The following is an 18,840-nucleotide window of genomic DNA, read 5'->3' on the forward strand; positions in this document are numbered from 1 at the left end:
CCGAAAACTATAGCGCCCACTCTTCTCCATGTCTCTAAACTAATATCCAGGCAGTGAGTTTTGCTTCCTTGAAAGTGGGTTCCCGGCCGTATCGGCCGGGGCCATTTGTGACCTGGTTTTACTTCAGGGTTTTTAGTACTTCACGTATCGGGTACAGGATATCGCGGGCCAGCTGTTGGCTGCGGGCTGGTGACCAGCCTTCTATGGGATCGGGGAGGTTGTCGTTGTCTTTAAAGGGCATTTCCAGAGTTAGTGCCAGGGTGCGGAATTGGTGGCCGGCCCAGGCGGTGCCAATAGTGAGGTTGGCTTCGCCAGGCTTGTCCAGCTCATAACCATGCTCAGTTTGGAAGTCAGGGCTTAGGGCCTCATAGGCCTGTTTGAAGGTCTCCTCCAGTTTCGCATGGCGTTCATCGTAGCCGGGAATACCCTCACAAGCTGCAACAAAATTGTAGGGAAGCGCTTCATCGCCATGAATATCTAAGAAAATATCCCCACCAATTTCCAGCATTTTTTCTCGCACCAGGAATACTTCAGGACTCCGTTCCATCGTTGGGTTAAGCCACTCGCGATTCAGGTTGGCACCAGCGGCATTGGTGCGCAAATGTCCTCGGACACTGCCATCGGGGTTCATATTGGGGACCACATAGAAAACGGTGTCAGTGAGCAGCTTCTGGGCCTGTGGGTTGGCATCATCCAGCAATGCTTCAAGGAAGCCCTCTACAAACCACTCGGCCATAGTTTCTCCGGGGTGCTGACGAGCAATCATCCATACCCGGTGCTTGGCAGTATCAGCATCTCCGATAGTGAGCATGGTCATGTCGCGCTCGTCGAGGGTCTTACCGAGGGTTTGCACTTTCACCCGATCGTTGCTCTGCGCCCACGCCAGCAAGTCCAGATGCCGCTCCCAGGAGTAGGGGGCGAAATAGGCGATATAAATGCTTGGTTCATCCAGGGTAACTGTAAAATCGAGGGTGTTACCGTCATAGTTGGCGCCGACTCGGAACCAGTTTTGTCTATCGTATGAGGCACATACTCGATAGTTCTCCCAGCCTTCCGGGTATGCTGATTTGCCCGCATTGACGATGCGCAAGGGGTAGCTGGCCCCAACTTCGCCTTCGAGGCGAAAGTGGAACCACTGGTAAAAATCAGAATTATTGTCCTGGCGGATGGCCAGTTCTATTGGGCTGCTATCAGTATTGATGACTTCGATATTGCCGCTGTCAAAAGCACTGGTTATATACATTTAGAGAGCTCCACGCTTGTTGTTGGGCGCAGGATACAGCGGTATGGGGAATATTTCAGGAATAGGAAAGGGAATATCGCCACTTTATGGTGCGATTTCGCGCTGCCAATAATAAAAAAGCACGGTATCGAATTCGATACCGTGCTTTAGCCAATCCCTGGCGGCACCTGCTACGACTACTGCTCCCTGAAATTTCCGGTGTCGGACCCCTGGCGACTGCTCACTGCCCGGCCTGATCACAAGTGCGTCACTCCACACTGTCAGAAATCGTTTACTTCTCCATGACATACCGCAGCTAGTGCTGGTTAAAGTTTAGGCAGTCTCGGTGATCAAATGTTGTACCTTGGTGCAGATCGGCGTAAATTTGGTTATCTTCTGTCCATGCTGAATGGGGCGATAGCCCCGTGTAAGAGCGTGCTGGGTTGGCAAACTTCAATTTGAGGGCCCATGACCTTACAGAAATATTATTCAATTAGATAAATGAGGTAAGCCATGAATAGAAATATCAAACGTGGCATTGTGTTCAGCGGCTTGTTGACAATGTTAATGAACCTCAGCGCATGTGGTTACTTTCTGTATCCGGAGCGCAAGGGGCAGGCCGGTGGGCGTGTTGATCCGGCTGTAGTAATACTGGATGGTGCAGCGCTGCTTTTTGGTATTATTCCAGGGGTTGTGGCCTTTGCAGTGGATTTTACCAACGGTACCATTTACCTGCCGCCAGGTAGGAGTTCAGTCGTTGATCGGCACGTCAGTAGTGTTGAGCAAGGTGAGGTGCGTCAGGTTGTCGATGAAAAGGGACAGGCTTGGCTGGAGGTACCGGTTGAAACCTCCGCTTTAGAGCATGAGAACCTGCAGCGATTGAGTGAAACCTTGTCGGATGTCACTGGAAGCCAAGTTGATAGTGGTGAAATTCTCTGGCTGGAGGATTCGGCAGCCTTACGGGCAGCGACGTCAACCCAGACTGCGTCACGCTAACTCCCACTGCTGTCATATCATATTTTTGATATTGATGAGCTGCCAGCTGTGTAATGGTAGCTCTCAATGTCGCCTCTGCTCTTTCTCCAGATACTTAGCCGAGCCCGGACTGAGAGTAAAGGGGTTCCAGCAAGCCGCAGACGACAGTCCCCAAGCAACCAAACTTTAATAAACAGTATTTGGTTCATGCTAGATGCCAGGGTGGCATTCACAGGGCTTTTTCCGGTTTTTTCTCTTTCCTAACTCGCAGTTATCGAAGGCTTTCCTCTGGAAAGGGCATTCGAGGCGAGTGGAGGGCTCCATGCTAAGATGCAGACAAAGCCGGGAATACACTCGTGAAATTTATCGATAGCCACTGCCACTTTGATTTTGATGCCTTTCAACCAGATCGCGCTCAAGTCTGGCAGCGATGTATTAATTCAGGAGTAACTCGCCTGATTATTCCGGGAGTTTGCCGAGCACAGTGGCATCCACTTACAGCTTTGACCGGTAGCCAGTCGGGATGGTACGGGGCTGCGGGTATTCATCCATGGTGGGTAGCAAAAGAATCAAACCCCGATGGGAGCCTGATTCAACCTGAAGCGCTTGGTTGGGCACTTTCTGATTACCTTAATTCGAATCATTGTGTTGCCGTTGGAGAGTGTGGCCTTGATGCAGCTATTGAGACGCCTATTGAAATTCAGGAAGCAGTATTTAGAGTACAGCTGGAAGTCGCCAGTGAATTCGAATTACCGCTGATATTGCACGTGCATCGGACACACAATGAGGTGCTGAAGCTCTTGAAACAGTTCCGCCTGCCCCGAGGAGGTGTGATCCATGCATTTAGTGGCAGTGAGCAGATGGCTATGGATTACTGGAAAATGGGTTTTTATTTGGGCATCGGTGGCACTATTACTTATGCGCGCGCGGCGAAAACCCGCCGAACTGTGTCGCAGCTGCCCATTGAGAGCCTGGTACTTGAATCCGATGCGCCAGACATGCCTATTTCGGGCAGGCAGGGGTTGCGCAACAGTCCGGAAAACCTGCCGTTAATAGCCGCAGAGCTGGCTAAGTTACGCGGTGTCTCCCTGCAGGACATTGCGGATAAGACACAAAACAATACTGAGATTTTATTTTCCTTATGAGTTTTTCTGCAGAACACTTTAAGCAGCAGTTCCCGCTTTTTGCCCAGGAAGAAAATGCTGGGCTGGTTTATCTGGATAATGCGGCCACAACCCAAAAGCCGATGCCCGTAATTAATGCCGTGCGTGATTACTATATCCATAGCAGTGCTAATACTCATAGGTCTAGCCACCGTCTAGCTCGGAAGTCCACTGAAATGGTGGAGCAGGTTCGTAAGAAGGCTGCGCAGTTTGTGAATGCCGCCAGCGAGAGAGAAATTGTATTTTGTCGCGGCGCCACTGAAGCCTTGAACCTTCTTGCCCACTGTCTTTGTAGTGACATGGAGCCTGGAGATGAAATTGTTATTTCCACTGCTGAGCACCATGCCAACATTGTTCCCTGGCAAATGGCAGCGGAACGGTATCATCTGACTTTGCGCTTTGTCCCCCATACTGCTGGTATCCCACAATTTGACCGTTTGGGTGAAGTGCTGAGCGAACGCACCCGGGTGGTTTCCCTGACCGGTGGCTCGAACTCTATTGGCCTGCGACCCGACTTGGAAGTGATCCGCCAATTGTTGCGGCGTAGACACATTATGTGGATCGTTGACGGTGCACAGTTGGCGGCCCACGAACAAATAGATGTGCAGAAAATTGGCTGTGATTTTTTTGTTTGTTCAGCCCATAAATTTTATGGGCCGAGCGGAGTGGGTTTCCTTTATGGAAGGGAGGCTGTCTTGGAGTCTATGCCCCCATGGCTGGGGGGGGGTGAAATGATCTCAGAAGTGGAACTGCATACCAGTCGCTATGCTGGCTTGCCGCATAAGTTTGAAGCGGGGACATCGCCACTGGCTGCGCTTGCCGGTCTTGGTGCTGCGATCGACTTTCTCGCCCAACAGGATCGCCGGGCGATGGAGGAGCATGAGCAGAAGCTTGTACGCTGGCTTCATCGCGAGTTGAGGGCTTCGCCAAACTTCCGTCTGATTAGCCAGGTGCACCACAACCTGGGAATTGTTGCTTTTGTGCCAGTGTATGGCAGTGCAGCTGATTTAATGCATTGGCTGGATGAGCGGGATATTGCCGTGCGTGTGGGGCATCATTGTGCGCAACTACTCGGGCGAGCTAGTGGTAACCTGGTGACAGTGCGTGCTTCCGTTGCGGCGTATAACACAGATAGTGATATTAGGGATTTTTTACAAGCACTTGAGGATTACTGTGAAGTGCAGCAAGTGTCCGCCTCGGGGCTGGAAGATGAGAGTAACAGTTGGGACCTGGATGACTTTTCCACGTTATTGTTGGAGCGCTTGACATCCCAGCGTAATTGGCAGGGGCGCTACCGCGAACTTTTACTATGGAGCAAAGTCGTGAGTGCGAAACCTGAGATCCGCAACCCGGAAAATCTGGTACGCGGCTGTGAGTCAGAGGCTTGGCTGGTACACAAGGAGAGGGAGGGGCGCCATTATTTTGGTCTTGATAGTGATAGCCGTGTGGTGAAAGGACTTGGGGCCCTACTTCTTTCCCAAATTGATGGTCGTACCCTGGAGGAAATTAGGGCGCTTGATCTGCCCCAGCTCTTTAAGGAGTTGGGGCTTAGTAAACACCTCAGTCAATCGCGCACTAATGGCTTCTACGCCTTGTTGCGCCGTGCTTTGCACCAGATAGAAGACGGTACTGCTGAGGTTTAATGGGTTTAGCTACCCTGAGGCACAGGATTTTTGCCCGCTGCCCCTTTCGATACCAGGGGCTTAAGGCCAAACAATAAGCGCAGCAGAGGTATCCGCCTAATGAGCAACTCATGGATAGCCAGGCATCCGACAATTGTGATTGCCAATACAAGTAGGGGCTCAACTATTGGCCCTAAAGACAAACTCCTCAATTTAAAGATCGCCGTTACGGTTATTGTCTGGTGCAATATGTACCAGGGGTAGACTGCTTCTGTTGCATAGGGTAACCAGGAGAAAGGTCGATTGAGGTAGTGATTCCCCCAAGCCAGTACTAGCAGCAGCCAAAGCCAGCGGTTGGTATAGATAATTATCAGGTTGATAAGTGACTGACCTGGAAATGAATTTTCCTCTATTGTCCGAGTAAAAAGCAGGAACAGGCCGAAGCAAGCCGGCGCAGCAAACAGAAGGAAAATACGTAGACGTGTCAACAGTTGCCAGGGTGCCTGGCTACTCACAAGCAGGTAGCCAATAAAGAAGAATGTAAAGAACTGGGCATGGGTGTACCAGTCGCCTACTACTGCGTAGTTAATACCGCCGAAGTGTGGGAAGAGAAAGAGGCCATACAGGGTCAGTGGAAGGAGCGGCAACAATACTAGGTGCCAGGATTTGATACCAGATATCCAATGTTTCAACAGTGACTGCTTGTTTCGCAGGTAATGGGCAACAGGGATAATGACTAAGGTGTAGCAGAGCAGGTAGGGCAGGTACCAAAGGTGATTCCAGGTGAAACCAACATGGCTGCCAGCAAAGCTATCGGCAGGCCAAGGTTGAAAGGAGAAGTAGCGCCAAAGGAAACTCAGGTAGCCGGGCTCTATCACGCCATTGCTGAGCGCTTCATAATAGGCTTGTGGTGGCACTATAACGAGAATGCCAAACAGTAGGGGAATCAATAGCTGCTTCAATCTGCGCAGCAGGAAGCCGGTACTCCCCAACTTGTTAAACAGAAAGTGAGTCGCCGCACCGGAGATCAGGAATAGTAGCGGCATGCGCCACTGATTCACCGCCAGCATGATGAGCTGTAGAGTCTCACTTTGATTGGCACTTTTTACATGCCAGCTCCACTCGGCGACATAAGCCATTCCCAGGTGATATAAGATCAGCAGGCCAAATGCTATTACGCGTAGGGCATCGATATCGTAGCGACGACGAGAATTGTTTTCCATTTTTTCCTTCTTATGGGCATGGTTCGAGTAGTCACTATGCTTCCCTCTTCAACACGTCGCACGCCACTACAAAGGGTCGATTGGTCCCTGTTTGGGTACCAGTGGTGGCTTTTAGGGATAAATAGCGGATAGACTGCCGCTGAAAATTCATACAGGGCTGAATTAAATGACGGTGCAGAGGTACCTGGCGCGCAGACGGTTACATGAAGTGGGATTCTGGGCACTGTTTTTTCTCGTGCTGTGGCTGGTGCAGTTTGCGGTGGAATATCTCGAACATCATGGTGGAGAGTCAGGCTTCGAGCCCTGGGAGTTCCTGGTTTGGGAGGGCACCAGTATCCTGGTGATAGCCATGTTGCTTCCCTTGTTATTGGCATGGGATCGCCGATTCCCCCTGCAGAAGGGAAAGATCCGGCGCAACCTGTTGATCCATTTGCTGTTTACCCTGCCGTGGTCATTGCTACATGTTGTCGGTATGGTGGTATTGCGCACCGGGATCTATCGCCTGGAGGGTGGCTCTTATGACTTTGGCAATTGGCCTGTAGAGTTTTTCTATGAATACCTCAAAGATTTCCGTACATACGGCTTTCTACTAGGTTCAGTTTATTTGTATCGCTTCCTGCTACTTCGTTTGCAGGGAGAGGTATGCATGTTAGAGCAGCCGGATGATGGGGAGTCAGTAGATCTGATTGAGCGCCCCGAGCGGCTTCTTGTGAAAAAGCTGGGCAAGGAATTTTTAGTCAATGTGCGGGATATCGAGTGGGTAGAAGCCGCTGGAAACTACGTTAATCTGCATCTGGAAAACAGGATTTACCCTTTACGGGGCACCATGGCAAAGTTGCAAGAGCGCCTGGATCCAGATTCATTTGTGCGCGTACATCGCTCTTATATTGTGCGTCTGGACTCTATCGCTGAAATTGAGACCCTGGACAGTGGCGATGCGCGCATTCGATTGTCAAATGGACAACAGGTGCCTGTGAGTCGACGTTATCGCGATCGCCTTAGAGCCCAATTGGTGACGGCTTAACTTTTCGATTGAAGGAGTCGCTCAATCGCTTTACTGGCAGCGATAAAACCAAAGGTACCCGTGACCATAGTGGCGGCGCCAAAGCCGCCACTGCAATCCAGCTTAACCCCATCCTGCATAGCGCTCTTCTGCTGGCAAACCTGGCCATCAGGCTTTGGGTAGACCATTGCTTCACTTGAATAGATAGCATCAATGCCAAACAGGCGCTTGCGGCTTTTCTGGAAGTTATGGAATCGATACAGGTGCTGGCGTACCTTGGCCAACATAGGGTCATTGATTGTTCGCCCGAGATCAGTGCATTCAATAGCCTGGGGTGAGCATTTGCCTCCGGCGGAGCCTACGGTGATCAGGCGCAGTTTTCGCGCTTTGCAGTAGGCTATCAGAGCGGCTTTTACCCGGGCGTTATCGATTGCATCGACAACAATATCGATGGGCATTTTACCTGGATCGATTAACTCGGCCAGGTTATCTGTGGCGATAAAGTCCTCAATGGAATTGACCTGAATTTCGGGGTTGATCTGCCGCAGGCGTTCCGCCATTACTTCAATTTTCATGTTGCCAATGGTGGTAGCCAGCGCGTGGCTTTGGCGGTTAGTGTTAGTAATACAGATATCGTCCAGGTCGATAAGGGTTAGGGATCCGACTCCACTGCGGGCCAGAGCTTCTGCAGTCCAACTGCCTACGCCGCCAATGCCGATGACCAACATATGAGCGCTGCTCAATGCTTCCAAAGCGCGATTGCCGTATAAGCGGCCGATACCGCCAAAGCGTTGAAGGTATTGTTCAGACTGGCTCATTGGGGTTCTCTTCCGATACTTCTTCCAGAAAGCGATGCTCGTCTGCAGCTCTTGGCAGCAGGCAACTGTTACGTCGGCCAAACCAGCGATACCGGTTACGGGCGATCAGGTCATACAGGAGATCGCGTGCGGGACGTGGAATGTATCGCAAAAGGGCAATTAAACGCCAGTAGCCGGTAAGGGAGGCTGCGATACGCAGGGCAGCATCACTCTTATGATATTGGCGGAATGAGCCATTTTCGCGCTCCAGCAAAACCATTGTTTCAAAGTCCTGCAGAGGCATTCCCAGTTTCTGGAGAAGATACTGTCCTGCGGCTGACTGCGCTCGACAGAGGGTGAAATAGTGTTCCTTGTCATACTTCAGCAGCAGGCGGCTCCAGCCGTTACAGAGGTTGCAGATGCTGTCGAAGATAACGATCTTTTTGGGAGTGGGGGGGAGCATAACTAAAGAAGGGCGGCCCAAAGGATAAAGCTGGCTCCAGTACCGCCCGGCAGATAGATTAATGCACGTGGCCGTGGTCAATTTCTTCTGCAGAGGCTTCGCGCACGGAAACCACTTCGATGTCGAAGTGCAGTTCAACGCCAGCCAGTGGGTGGTTGCCGTTAATTGTCACCTCGTCTCCGTCGATATCAATGATTTCCACTTCGATGGGGTGGCCGTCAGTGCTCTCAGCGCGGAATGCCATACCCACTTCCAGGTCTTCAACTCCACCGAATGCACTGCGTGGCATTGTTTGGATCAGTTCAGGGTTTTGCTGGCCGTATCCATCCTCAGGGGCAATAACGGCTGTGAACTTGTCTCCAGGTGCTTTTTCCAGCATTTCCCGCTCGAGACCTGGAATAATATTGCCGACTCCCTGCAGGTACTTTAGCGGCTCGCCATTGGCAGAAGAGTCGATGACTGTACCGTCTGCATCTTTCAGGGTGTAGTGAATTTCCACAACTGTGTGGTTGGCAATCTTCATGGATAATCTCTGATTTAGAAGCGTAAGTGAAGTAGCGCTTACCGCTGCGCTGGAAAACGGAAGGTAAAGGCTGTGAGGCATCAATTGTATTGAGAGGTTGGGCGCGCCGCAACATACGCGGAGCGCTCAAAAAATCAACAGGCGATGGAAAGGTCTTGTTCGCAGCCACCGTAGAGGCTGCTCGCGGTCCGAACGAGATTTTCACTTAATTGCCAAGGGAACCCCAGTTCAACCAGGCGTTCCGCAAGGTACTCAAGTAGAGCATCGAACAAAGCTGGATTCAGGCCCCGAGCAAGGAAGCTGGCCCGACTACTGCGGTCCGGTTCGGGCTGCTCTGAAAGTGCGTGGTTGAGGAATTGAGCCTGGCGGCTCTGTTGCTTACGGTGATCGCAGGTTTCGTAATTTGATAGGTGGCGGCCTATGGCCTCGTAGAATTCACTGACTGTGCGATTTACAAATTTAGCACCACCGACCTGATCTAACAGGCTGTCCATATCTCTCCCCCCGGTGAGCAGTAGGTATTTAAATAAAAAATTCCGCAGAGCCGAAAATATTGTGATGGCGATAGTGCACAAAGTGCGTTGGCTCAATGACGGTACAACATTAATTGGTGAGCAGCCTAAGACATATCCGCCTGTACTGCCAACTTGCTTTAAGAAAATTGTCATTCTGTTCGACAGGTTGTTGTACGCTTGCTTTTATGAACGCCAAATAAAAAATCGCGATTTGTGTTAGTGTTTTTTTACGCGCGACGCTGTGTTTTTATCTCTCGGTGTTAGACTGCACGATTGACCCAAGTACAAAAAAAGCAACTGAAAAGGATGATTTATGGCAAGTATTTTTACTCAAATTATAAATGGGGATTTACCTGGGCATTTTATCTGGCGCGATGATAAAGCGATTGCGATTATGACAATTGCCCCAATTAACCCGGGACACTGTTTGGTAATTCCGGTAGAGGAAATTAATCACTGGGATGATATTCCTGCTGATCTTGCGGCGCATTTAATGCTTGTTGCACAAAAAGTCGCCAAAGGCCTAAAGGCGACTTATTCACCAAAGCGTGTAGGTGTGATGATTGCTGGGCTGGAAGTTCCCCACACCCATTTACATTTAATTCCTGTGAATGAATTAACGGACTTTGATTTTTCCTTGCAAAAATCTGCTACGCCTGAACAGTTGGCAATTGAAGCTGAAAAAATCCGTACGGCTCTGAAAGAAATGGGTTGCAATGAGGCTGATTGCGCTTGATGGGAAGTTGATAAACAACTACTGACTGAATGGTCTGCTTTCTTCCTGGTGAAAGTTATTTGAAGGCGGTGCATCCAAACCAGCTTCTCAGGTAGTCTAGTAGAACGTAACGGTGATAATTACGAGAAACCTGCAATGGCAACTTTGAAAAAAGCTTTTTTGGCCCCAATACTCGCTCTGCTGGCTGTGTGCTCTGTCTACAGCACCTCCGTTCAGGCTGAGAAAATGGAAAGCAAGACCTTCGACGTCAGTGACTTTACCCGGGTGTCCCTAAAGGGGAGCTCCCATGTTGAGGTGATTCAGGCAGACCAATTTGCAGTGAGTGCAACGGGGCCGGATGAAGCGATGCCCTACACCAAGGTGGTGGTAAAAGGCGATACGCTTGAGCTGTCGGTGGAAGACAACACCCAGCGTTGGTTTGGTGTGGTTACTATCACTCGCGATCAGGAAGTGCACTTTACTGTGAAGATGCCGAAGATCGAGGGACTTTTGGTCACAGGGTCTGGAGATGCTAATGCCGACAGCATTGAAAGTGAAAACCTGGATCTCGGAGTCAGTGGATCTGGTGCGATTTATGTTAAAAAGGCTGCCGCAGAGACCCTAAATGCATACGTAACGGGTTCTGGTGATCTGCTGGTAGACAAGGCGCTGGCAGTGAATGGAGAGGTGGCTATCACCGGTTCCGGTGACCTACATTTTCGCAGTATTACCGGGGAAAGCCTCTCCGCGGCTATCAAGGGCTCTGGGGACATGAAGGTTGGTGGTCGAGTCGCCAGCGTCAATATCAACATTATGGGTTCTGGGGACTTTGCTGGACGCGGTCTGCGCGCTGATAGTGCCTCTGGTTCGGTGATGGGGTCCGGAGACATTGTCTTAAAACGTCCACAACGGGATTCTTTCTCGGTGATGGGCTCTGGAGATGTCGCCCTGGTCGACTGATCCCGGTTGCTTATAGCCATATGCGTATTGCCTATTCAGCATTGCGCCTCCCATACGAGACCGGCTTTGTGCCGGTTTCGCTCGTTATTTAGGAAGTCACTTCCCATATGGAACCCCAGGTAGTAGAGCCTCGGCAGCAAGGCCCGGACAGCGACATAGATCAAAACAGCAGTCGTGCTAAACGCTTTAAGGAAAAGTTGCGCAACTGGGGGCGAGGAGCCCAGGAGAAGTCCCACTGGGCAGCAGAGCGGCTGTTGGATCGCCGTGTATGTATTGGGGTGACAGGGCTCAGCGGCGCGGGTAAGTCGACACTCCTTACCAGTTTGATCTATCAACTGAGTCATCCGCAAAAAGCCCAGTTACCCGGATTTGCCCCGGCGTTAAATGGTGATCTGCTCGGTGCCGAATTGAAGCCAGCCCTCGATTCGGGCCTTCCGGTATTTGACTATCAAAGTTGCCTCGATGCACTGATGTCAGAGCCACCTCGCTGGCCGCAGAGTACGCACGATGTTTCGGCTATGGAGCTCCATATTCACTTGCGTAGCCACCGGCGCTTTCGGGGCAGGGGTTATAAAACCCTGGTTCTGGAATTGCGCGACTACCCGGGGGAGTGGTTAATGGACCTGCCCCTGCTGCGGATGGATTATCGTGAATGGTGTCGTCATCAGGCGCATATCATCGGCTCTGACACCAGGGCTGGTCTGGCTCCCGAACTCGTAACACGCTTAGCTGCTCTGTCACCTCGATCTCAGGCCAGGGAAAGTGAGCTTGCGTCACTCTGGGAGGATTACAGGCGATTCCTTCAGGATTGTAGGAAAGAACGGAAGCTCAGTTACCTGCAACCTGGGCGAGCCCTTCTCGATAGTGAGGATTATGGGGTACTGCCGTTACTCGATTTACGTGAGTTAAGTGCCGATGAGTTGGCGGCGATGCCGGATGACAGTAACTACCAGGTATTGCGACGCCGCTATGAGGCCTATGTTCAGGGACAGGTAACCCCCTTCGTTGAGAGCCATTTTCGCCATCTGGATAGGCAGTTGGTGTTAGTGGATATGATTGGCACATTGTTTGCCGGAGAGCAGGCCCTCGATGATATGCGCCTGGCTTTCACTCATATCGCAGATACTTTCCGCTACGGTGAGTCCGGCTTACTGAGTAAACTTTGGCGCCCAAAAGTTAACCGGCTTCTATTTGCTGCGACCAAAGTGGACCAGGTTCTGGCGGCAGATCATGATGCGCTCCGCCAGTTACTCGGGCAGCAATTGCAGCAGACATTTACCGGTGCTAGACATCGTGGTCTTCCCATTTTTAGTGAGGCAATTGCAGCGGTGCGCTGTTCTCGGGAAGATCAGCGCAATGGCCGGCGCATGCTCGTGGGCCACGATCTCAAGGGGCGTTATTTGGGGTTTGAGAATGCAGAGATTTTCTCACGTCTTCCAAGCGAGGAGGACGGCTGGAGCCACTACACCGGTGCAGCACCTCCACAGCTGCGCCCTCCCCAGGGAATGGATTCCGGTACTATTCCCCATATCCGTGTCGATGCGCTACTGAATTTGCTGCTTGGAGATAAAGTTTGATGCAAGGTGACAATAATGAGACACAGCGGCGAACCACACGTATAGAGTCATTACAGGAACCTGAAAGAGAGGTGCCACACAGGGATACGACGCGGGTTGAAGCCTTACAAGAGGAACGGGGGGATATTCCCAGATCCATCACAACTGGAGAGTCTCTACCGGATCGTATTGCATTTTCAGAGTTGCGCCTGCCAGTTTTCCGGCTCAAGTGGTTGAAACCCGCACTTCTTTCGGCGCTTGCGCTTACGGTGGGGGTGCTGGCGTGGGAGTTGCGACAATTATATACCTGGGCGGCGGATAAACACTGGAGCCTGGGAGCCCTTGCAGGCGTGGTTATTGCGATATTTGCAGCCGTCATTGTCAACTCTGTGTGGGAGTTCTTTCGCGCTGGTCGTCCTCTGCGAAAGCTTGAAAAAACCCAGTCGATGGCTGCGGAGATGCGTGATTGTCGCAGTCACAAAGAGGCGGAGCCATTTCGTAAGCAGTTGCAGGAGCACTTTGCCAACAAGCCCCAAGGGGTCCTGCTCAATCGTGTGCTTGATGAGGCGCCGGACTACTTTGATAGCAGTGAGCTGCTCCAGCATCTCGAAGTGACCTTTCTAGACGCCCTTGACCAGGAAGCGTTGCGACGTGTAGTGCGCCACTCAACAACAACCGGTGCACTGGTGGGGTTGAGTCCGTTTGCTAGTATTGACATCCTGGTCGCGCTGCGCCAGTCACTTCGTATGATTGATGATGTGGCACAAATTTATGGGGTGCGTCCATCGCTCGTCGTGCGTTGGCGTCTCTTCAAGAAGGTACTCGCCCTTGTGGCCTACAGTGGTGCCAGTGAATATGCCATAACAGAAATTTGGCCAGAGCTGGTTGGGGATAGCGTGCTCAGCACGTTTTCGGCGCGCCTGGGACAGGGGGTTGGAGCCAGTCTGTTTGTTGCACGTATTGGTCTGGCAACCATGCAGAGCTGTCGGCCTATCCCATTTGCGGACAAGCGTCGTCCACGCCTGGGCTCCGTAATGGCACGCATTGGGCTGGGACTGAAGGAGAGGATGCCCCAGCTCTTCTCTGCTGTAGGATTTGGCCGTAAGGAAGCGGGGCCTACGCGCAAAGAGCATACAGGGTTTTCCCGTTCTAGCAGTGATTAGCTCCTCCATTTTCTCTAAAAATCGCCCAGCCCAAATATGGTATGGGGAAGGGCCTGAGCTGGGTAATCAGGCCCCTCTGTAAGAGGCAGAGCTTTCTTGGATTTTTTACTGGAACTGCTTCTTCATCAGCATGCGGGTGTGGTGCCGGTCTACCAGTTGGGCCAGGGCTTCAAAACGACGCTTAACATAAGGGGCAGGGTTGTTATTTCCCGCATCGTCCCGATATTCAACTCCAGAGCGAACGTGTTGCAATTCACGGGTTAATTCAGTGATCGCGCTAAAGATGCTTTGTGTGTCATCTTCGCTGTGAAAAACATAGGTTTGTGCAGTGTCTTTGAGGTAATTATTGCACTCATTCAACCACTCGAGGCGCTGTTCCAGAAAGCGTATGGTATTGCGGATGCCCCCTTTGTATTCGGGGTTGAAGTGCTCATTGATATACTTGTCGAGACTGCGCATGCCTGAATCGACGAACTGTTCCACCAAGCTGCTGCAGTACTTTTCGGTGAGGTAGGATGGATGGGTATTTGCGATGCTCTGAGTGCTGGTAAATAGCAGGCATAGGAGCCCGGTGGCCCGTAGAAATACTGAGATAGGAGAGTTCATATTCTTGCCCATGCGTTGCTCTTTTTTTGTGACGGTTATTCTATCCGCCTAACACGCATTATTGGTTTACGACTTTGTCCGGCGGAGTATTTTTTGTGACAGTCTTCACATGAATATCTAAAGCGCCAAAAAGTGTCAACGATTATTAAGTGAGGAGTGACAGCTTTGTTCCAAATGGTTTGTCAGATGGTAAATTTCCTTCGGCTCTTTGTTGAAAAATTAAGTGAAGTAGAGGTTTGTTTTGGCTGAATATGAGTTTGATCTTTTTGTTATCGGGGCGGGCTCTGGCGGTGTGCGTGCTGCACGCATGGCTGCAAGTCAGGGCATGAGAGTTGCTGTGGCTGAAGACCGCTACATGGGTGGCACCTGTGTCAATGTAGGGTGTGTTCCCAAAAAGTTGTTTGTCTATGCCAGTGGCTACAGTGAAAACTTTGATGATGCGCGGGCCTATGGCTGGAAAAATTCAGGAGCGAACTTTGATTGGCCTACGCTTCGAGACAATAACGCAAAAGAAATTAGTCGTCTTAACGGAATCTATCGCAACCTGCTAAACAATTCCGGTGTTACTGTAATTGATGGTCGAGCCAGCATCGCCGACCCGCATCGTGTTGTCGTTGATGGGCGTGATTATACGGCGGAGCGTATCTTGGTGGCCACTGGCGGCTGGCCATTTATCCCAGAAATTCCCGGTAGGGAATTTGTGCTGACTTCCAACGAAGTGTTTTCTATGGAGGCGTTTCCGAAACGCGTGCTCGTAGTTGGCGGTGGCTACATCGCTGTAGAGTTTGCTGGAATTTTCGCCGGCCTGGGGGCCGATACCCATCTTTCTTATCGCCGGGACCTGTTTCTTCGTGGGTTTGATCGGGATATTCGCAATTTTGTACGTGACGAAGTAGTTAAAAAAGGCATTGATTTGAAATTCAATCATCAGGTCAAGGCAATTGAAAAGCTGCAGGATGGCAGCCTGCTTGTGCATGATGAAGATGGCTCCAGTCTGAATGTAGATACGGTTTTATATGCTACTGGGCGAAAAGCTAATACGGTAGGGCTTGGCCTGGAGCAGCAAGGAGTAGTGCTTCATAAGGATGGCACCATTTCAGTGGATGATAATTTCCGCACAAATGTGCACTCTATTTATGCGCTGGGAGATGTTACCGGTGAGCCTCAGCTAACGCCTGTCGCATTGGCGGAGGCTATGGCACTAGTTAAACACTGGCGTACAGGAAACACGGCAGAAATTGATTACAACAATATCCCCACGGCGGTTTTTTGCCAGCCAAATATTGGTACTGTAGGTTTATCTGAGGAAGAGGCGCGGGATTCAGGCATCTCAGTAACTGTTTTCAAATCCGAATTTCGGCCAATGCGCCATACGGTAAGTGGTAATACCGAGCGTACATTGATGAAATTAGTTGTTGACTCTAGTACCGACAAGGTAATTGGTGTGCATATGGTAGGAGATGATGCCGGGGAAATTATTCAGGGTATGGCGATAGCCTTGAAAGCAGGCGCGACCAAGAAAACCTTTGATGAAACTATTGGTATCCATCCAACGGCTGCTGAAGAGTTTGTCACAATGAGAGCGCCGGTTGGAAGCTAGGGTTTACTTGCTGGATGATGATTTCCATTAGCGACTAGGGAGCTTGTGGAGGGCAGCAGGATTTATCAGTGTTTCCCGGAAGCTTGCATCAGTTCCAACAACAAAAAGGCGGCGCGATTGCGCCGCCCTGTCTTTTTATCTCCTCGAATACTTTCCTTACTCTTCTAGTTCGGCTTCTTCGTAAAGTGCCTGGTGGCGCATGGCCTTTCTGCGTTCACTGCGCTCTTTCAGGCAGCGCTCTGCAGAGGCAAATGTATCATTAACCGCCCGGTGAATAGATTCGTTTTCACTGCTGATGGTGACTGGGTTACCACTAATGGCAAGCTCCAGAGAGGCTCGAAATTGTCGGCCTTTACTCTTGTGTTGATGGGGGGCTTCCAGGACTACACGACTGCGAATGATGTCGCCACAATAACGTTCCAGTTTATGTAACTTTTTGGATACCGTAGTAGCCAGGGCAGCTGATTTGTCGATATCGCGGAACACAATGTTATCGTTAGGCGCAGATTTCATGGGCAAATACCTCCGGTTAAAGGAAACCATGCAGGCCGCTTATGCGGTTTGCTAAAAGAAGGTAGGGCGCCCTATTGGGAGGGGTCGTGTCTGCAGTTGGAGCACCGAGCCGCCGGGATCGCAACGAGAGTTTGCTGATAGCACAGCTAAGGGTGTTTTACGTCCGGGTCGGGTTTCCGCTGAGTCCAGCGATCATCTCCCTGCTATCCATAATGCTTCCGCTAAAAAAAAAATCAAGCGCTATTGCAGGAAAATGTCACATAAAATTCGACGAATTATCTTTAGAGTGACTTTGCCCATGTATTTTGAGGGATTATTGAGCAGTTAAGTACGAGATGTGGACGAGAGGTCATTGCCCGCGAGCTTGAGCCTGCGTAAAATTAGCTCTGGCGCACAGTAAATTTTGGAATGGTTGAGCAAAAATTAGACTCTGCGCTTTTATCTCACGTGTGACAAAAAATCGAGAAATGGGTTCTGTACAATGGCGGTAAAGCAGTACTGCTCGCTCTTTCTAGCGGGCTTGGTAGTTTTTGGCGGGGCTGTGGCACAGGCGCAATCATCCCTGACGGTGGAGAAAAACCGGCTGGCGCGTCTTGAGCAGTCCCTCGAGAACAAGCAGGTCGAGCTGGAAGACATTGAGAATGAGCTGCTCTCCTATGAGTACAAGCTTGAGCGTGCGCAAGAGTCCCTGAGTGAGCTGCGCAAGGAGTTTGAGGAAAGTCGCCTCGAGCTGGAAGAGGCGCGTCGCATCCACGACTCCAATGGGAATTCGGATACTGAGCGCCGTTTAACCAAGGCAAAACATGGTTTCGCTATGGCGGAGCGCGGTGTGGATAGCCGCAGCCGCCGTCTCGAGTTTATTCAAGAAAATCAAAAAGAGTTGCAGGTCAGGCTGGCTCAGGAGCAGCAGTCGATAACTCAGACTAAGGCCAAGATTTCCGCCCAGCAGGACAAGATCAGCCAAATGGTGGACACTATGCTCGCCAAGGCTGAAGAGTCGGAGAGAAGAGCTGCTCTGGCTAGGAGTGCGAGACTTGAGCAGCCCAAGCCACCCAAGCTTAAGACTGCATCCATAGAGAAACCCAAGAAGCGTGAAGTTGCGCCCGAGCCGGAGCCGGTACCGGAATTGAAGCAGGATATAGACCCTGAATTGCTTGCCTATGTTAAGCGTGAACAGGAGCGTCTGTCGTCTTTGTTGGGCGAGCAGGATGGAGATAATAAGCAAACTTTCCGCAACCTGGAATTGCGCCCCTCAGGAAGCGAGAGAGTGCCTTTTGAGTTCCTGGGTAAGAATCAGTACCGGTTGGTGACTGCAGTAGAATCGGGTAGGCAAACCTATAAAATCAATACCTGGAAATTCCGTCGCACGATTCCAGCTGAAGATGATGGTACACGCTATGTATTTGTATTTGATGCGCGACGCCTTTCAAGGCCTCGCTTAGTGATGTATCCCGAATACGTTTTGGACTCTCTGAAATAATATCCCCAGGAAGGCCCGCATTTGCGGGCTTTTTTGATTTACCTTATATCTTCTGTGCCTGACAAGCTTGTTTCGAAAAGTGGTTGATAGTGACTGCTTTCCGGGGCAGGGTTGCTTTGGTAGAGAATGATATTGTCGAGCCAAAGGGGATGATCCAGGGCAGCAGTCAATAAATTGGAAAAACCACTCCGACAGCGAGCTAAGGTTATATGGGGGCGGTAGTCGAGCTCTTCAGGTTTCATGCCCAGGTTCTCGATCAGCCTTTTGCAATCCTCATACGCTTTCAGCAATTCCGGGCTGTGCGTCAACTCAGTAGCGAGTAATTTTGAATTGCTTTGTGGGAAGGGGGTTATTGAGCTGATACATCCTTCGAATTTCACGGTGTTTTTCGCAATTTCCTCTAACCCTTTTTGGAGTGGCAGTACTTTTTCACTTGGGGTCTGGCCGAGAAACGCCAGTGTTAGGTGCCTGTTCTGTCTGCTTGTCCAGCGTATTCTGTTGAGTGTCTCCGGGTGCATTTTCGTCTTGCAGCGCGCACATAGATTATCGAGAAAAACTTGGGTGTCGCTTGGTGGGCGGATACCGATAAATAGGCGTGAAGAAGTTTTTGAGGCCAATTTTGAATCTTTTGACATGTTTTTTCTCTTTAAGCCCTTGAATAACTATTTGTTACCCTTATCTCTGTTGTGCGGAAGGCAGCTTTTTTTAAAGTGTTTTTTGCAAAAAATGCTCGGGCTTTGT

The 18,840-nt window shown here is 50.7% G+C and carries 19 protein-coding genes; 10 read left to right on the plus strand and 9 right to left on the minus strand.

Features of this window, described 5'->3' with window-relative positions:
* Positions 1 to 118: 118 nt before the first annotated feature.
* Positions 119 to 1,243 (minus strand): M14 family metallopeptidase, encoded by a 1,125-nt coding sequence (locus G367_RS0119270; protein WP_020414795.1) that lies wholly within the window; start codon positions 1,241 to 1,243, stop codon positions 119 to 121.
* 492 nt (positions 1,244 to 1,735) lie between these two features.
* Between G367_RS0119270 and G367_RS24365 the strand changes: the two genes are divergently transcribed.
* The 3 genes from G367_RS24365 to G367_RS0119290 all read left to right on the plus strand — a co-directional run bounded on the left by G367_RS24365 (position 1,736) and on the right by G367_RS0119290 (position 5,003).
* Positions 1,736 to 2,218 (plus strand): hypothetical protein, encoded by a 483-nt coding sequence (locus G367_RS24365; RefSeq protein WP_020414797.1) that lies wholly within the window; start codon positions 1,736 to 1,738, stop codon positions 2,216 to 2,218.
* 335 nt (positions 2,219 to 2,553) lie between these two features.
* Positions 2,554 to 3,342 carry a TatD family hydrolase gene (locus G367_RS0119285; protein ID WP_020414798.1) on the plus strand — a complete coding sequence of 263 codons (789 nt, stop codon included), beginning with the start codon at positions 2,554 to 2,556 and terminating at the stop codon, positions 3,340 to 3,342.
* The gene (locus G367_RS0119290) at positions 3,339 to 5,003 is read left to right on the plus strand and encodes an aminotransferase class V-fold PLP-dependent enzyme (protein ID WP_020414799.1); all 1,665 of its coding nucleotides are present in this window, start codon (positions 3,339 to 3,341) and stop codon (positions 5,001 to 5,003) included. Before G367_RS0119285 ends, G367_RS0119290 begins: the two co-directional genes overlap by 4 nt.
* A gap of 5 nt (positions 5,004 to 5,008) precedes the next feature.
* On the opposite strand, the gene G367_RS0119295 is transcribed toward G367_RS0119290, so the two are convergent.
* Positions 5,009 to 6,205: an acyltransferase family protein gene (locus tag G367_RS0119295; protein ID WP_020414800.1), complete on the minus strand. Its 1,197-nt coding sequence runs from the start codon at positions 6,203 to 6,205 to the stop codon at positions 5,009 to 5,011.
* 166 nt (positions 6,206 to 6,371) lie between these two features.
* On the opposite strand from G367_RS0119295, the gene G367_RS0119300 reads away from it, so the two are divergent.
* Positions 6,372 to 7,229 carry a LytR/AlgR family response regulator transcription factor gene (locus G367_RS0119300; RefSeq protein ID WP_020414801.1) on the plus strand — a complete coding sequence of 286 codons (858 nt, stop codon included), beginning with the start codon at positions 6,372 to 6,374 and terminating at the stop codon, positions 7,227 to 7,229.
* Here G367_RS0119300 and tcdA read toward each other — a convergent pair.
* The 4 genes from tcdA to G367_RS0119320 all read right to left on the minus strand — a co-directional run bounded on the left by tcdA (position 7,226) and on the right by G367_RS0119320 (position 9,485).
* Positions 7,226 to 8,026 (minus strand): tRNA cyclic N6-threonylcarbamoyladenosine(37) synthase TcdA, encoded by an 801-nt coding sequence (gene tcdA, locus G367_RS0119305; protein WP_020414802.1) that lies wholly within the window; start codon positions 8,024 to 8,026, stop codon positions 7,226 to 7,228. The two genes, G367_RS0119300 and tcdA, sit on opposite strands and share 4 nt — an antisense overlap.
* Entirely contained in the window at positions 8,013 to 8,468 is a 456-nt protein-coding gene (locus tag G367_RS0119310) for a thiol-disulfide oxidoreductase DCC family protein (protein WP_020414803.1), read from the minus strand. Before G367_RS0119310 ends, tcdA begins: the two co-directional genes overlap by 14 nt.
* 58 nt (positions 8,469 to 8,526) lie before the next feature.
* Positions 8,527 to 8,991: an FKBP-type peptidyl-prolyl cis-trans isomerase gene (locus tag G367_RS0119315; protein ID WP_020414804.1), complete on the minus strand. Its 465-nt coding sequence runs from the start codon at positions 8,989 to 8,991 to the stop codon at positions 8,527 to 8,529.
* A gap of 134 nt (positions 8,992 to 9,125) precedes the next feature.
* Complete coding sequence (locus tag G367_RS0119320; protein ID WP_020414805.1) at positions 9,126 to 9,485, minus strand: globin family protein; 360 nt, start codon at positions 9,483 to 9,485, stop codon at positions 9,126 to 9,128.
* 334 nt (positions 9,486 to 9,819) lie between these two features.
* Between G367_RS0119320 and G367_RS0119325 the strand changes: the two genes are divergently transcribed.
* The 4 genes from G367_RS0119325 (at position 9,820) to G367_RS0119340 (ending at position 13,900) form a co-directional block, all read left to right on the plus strand.
* Positions 9,820 to 10,242, plus strand: coding sequence for an HIT family protein (locus G367_RS0119325; RefSeq protein ID WP_020414806.1), 423 nt, complete (start codon positions 9,820 to 9,822; stop codon positions 10,240 to 10,242).
* Positions 10,243 to 10,377: 135 nt separating this feature from the next.
* Positions 10,378 to 11,181: a GIN domain-containing protein gene (locus G367_RS0119330; RefSeq protein ID WP_020414807.1), complete on the plus strand. Its 804-nt coding sequence runs from the start codon at positions 10,378 to 10,380 to the stop codon at positions 11,179 to 11,181.
* 107 nt (positions 11,182 to 11,288) lie between these two features.
* The gene (locus G367_RS0119335) at positions 11,289 to 12,758 is read left to right on the plus strand and encodes a YcjX family protein (protein ID WP_020414808.1); all 1,470 of its coding nucleotides are present in this window, start codon (positions 11,289 to 11,291) and stop codon (positions 12,756 to 12,758) included.
* Complete coding sequence (locus G367_RS0119340; protein ID WP_020414809.1) at positions 12,758 to 13,900, plus strand: YcjF family protein; 1,143 nt, start codon at positions 12,758 to 12,760, stop codon at positions 13,898 to 13,900. Before G367_RS0119335 ends, G367_RS0119340 begins: the two co-directional genes overlap by 1 nt.
* Positions 13,901 to 14,005: 105 nt before the next feature.
* Here the strand turns inward: G367_RS0119340 and G367_RS0119345 are convergent, their stop codons facing one another.
* Positions 14,006 to 14,518: a hypothetical protein gene (locus G367_RS0119345; RefSeq protein ID WP_020414810.1), complete on the minus strand. Its 513-nt coding sequence runs from the start codon at positions 14,516 to 14,518 to the stop codon at positions 14,006 to 14,008.
* Positions 14,519 to 14,747: 229 nt separating this feature from the next.
* Here G367_RS0119345 and gorA point away from each other — a divergent pair, with 229 nt between their 5' ends.
* Positions 14,748 to 16,106, plus strand: coding sequence for a glutathione-disulfide reductase (gene gorA / locus G367_RS0119350; protein WP_020414811.1), 1,359 nt, complete (start codon positions 14,748 to 14,750; stop codon positions 16,104 to 16,106).
* A 156-nt stretch (positions 16,107 to 16,262) separates the two neighbouring features.
* Here gorA and G367_RS0119355 read toward each other — a convergent pair whose 3' ends face one another.
* Positions 16,263 to 16,619, minus strand: a complete 357-nt coding sequence (locus G367_RS0119355) for an HPF/RaiA family ribosome-associated protein (protein WP_020414812.1) — start codon at positions 16,617 to 16,619, stop codon at positions 16,263 to 16,265.
* A gap of 481 nt (positions 16,620 to 17,100) precedes the next feature.
* Here G367_RS0119355 and G367_RS0119360 point away from each other — a divergent pair, with 481 nt between their 5' ends.
* Complete coding sequence (locus G367_RS0119360) at positions 17,101 to 18,099, plus strand: hypothetical protein (protein WP_020414813.1); 999 nt, start codon at positions 17,101 to 17,103, stop codon at positions 18,097 to 18,099.
* A 38-nt stretch (positions 18,100 to 18,137) separates the two neighbouring features.
* Here the strand turns inward: G367_RS0119360 and thpR are convergent, their stop codons facing one another.
* Positions 18,138 to 18,734, minus strand: coding sequence for an RNA 2',3'-cyclic phosphodiesterase (gene thpR / locus G367_RS0119365; protein WP_020414814.1), 597 nt, complete (start codon positions 18,732 to 18,734; stop codon positions 18,138 to 18,140).
* Between the last annotated feature and the right edge of the window lie 106 nt (positions 18,735 to 18,840).

It is taken from the genome of Microbulbifer variabilis ATCC 700307 (assembly GCF_000380565.1).
GTDB lineage: Bacteria > Pseudomonadota > Gammaproteobacteria > Pseudomonadales > Cellvibrionaceae > Microbulbifer > Microbulbifer variabilis.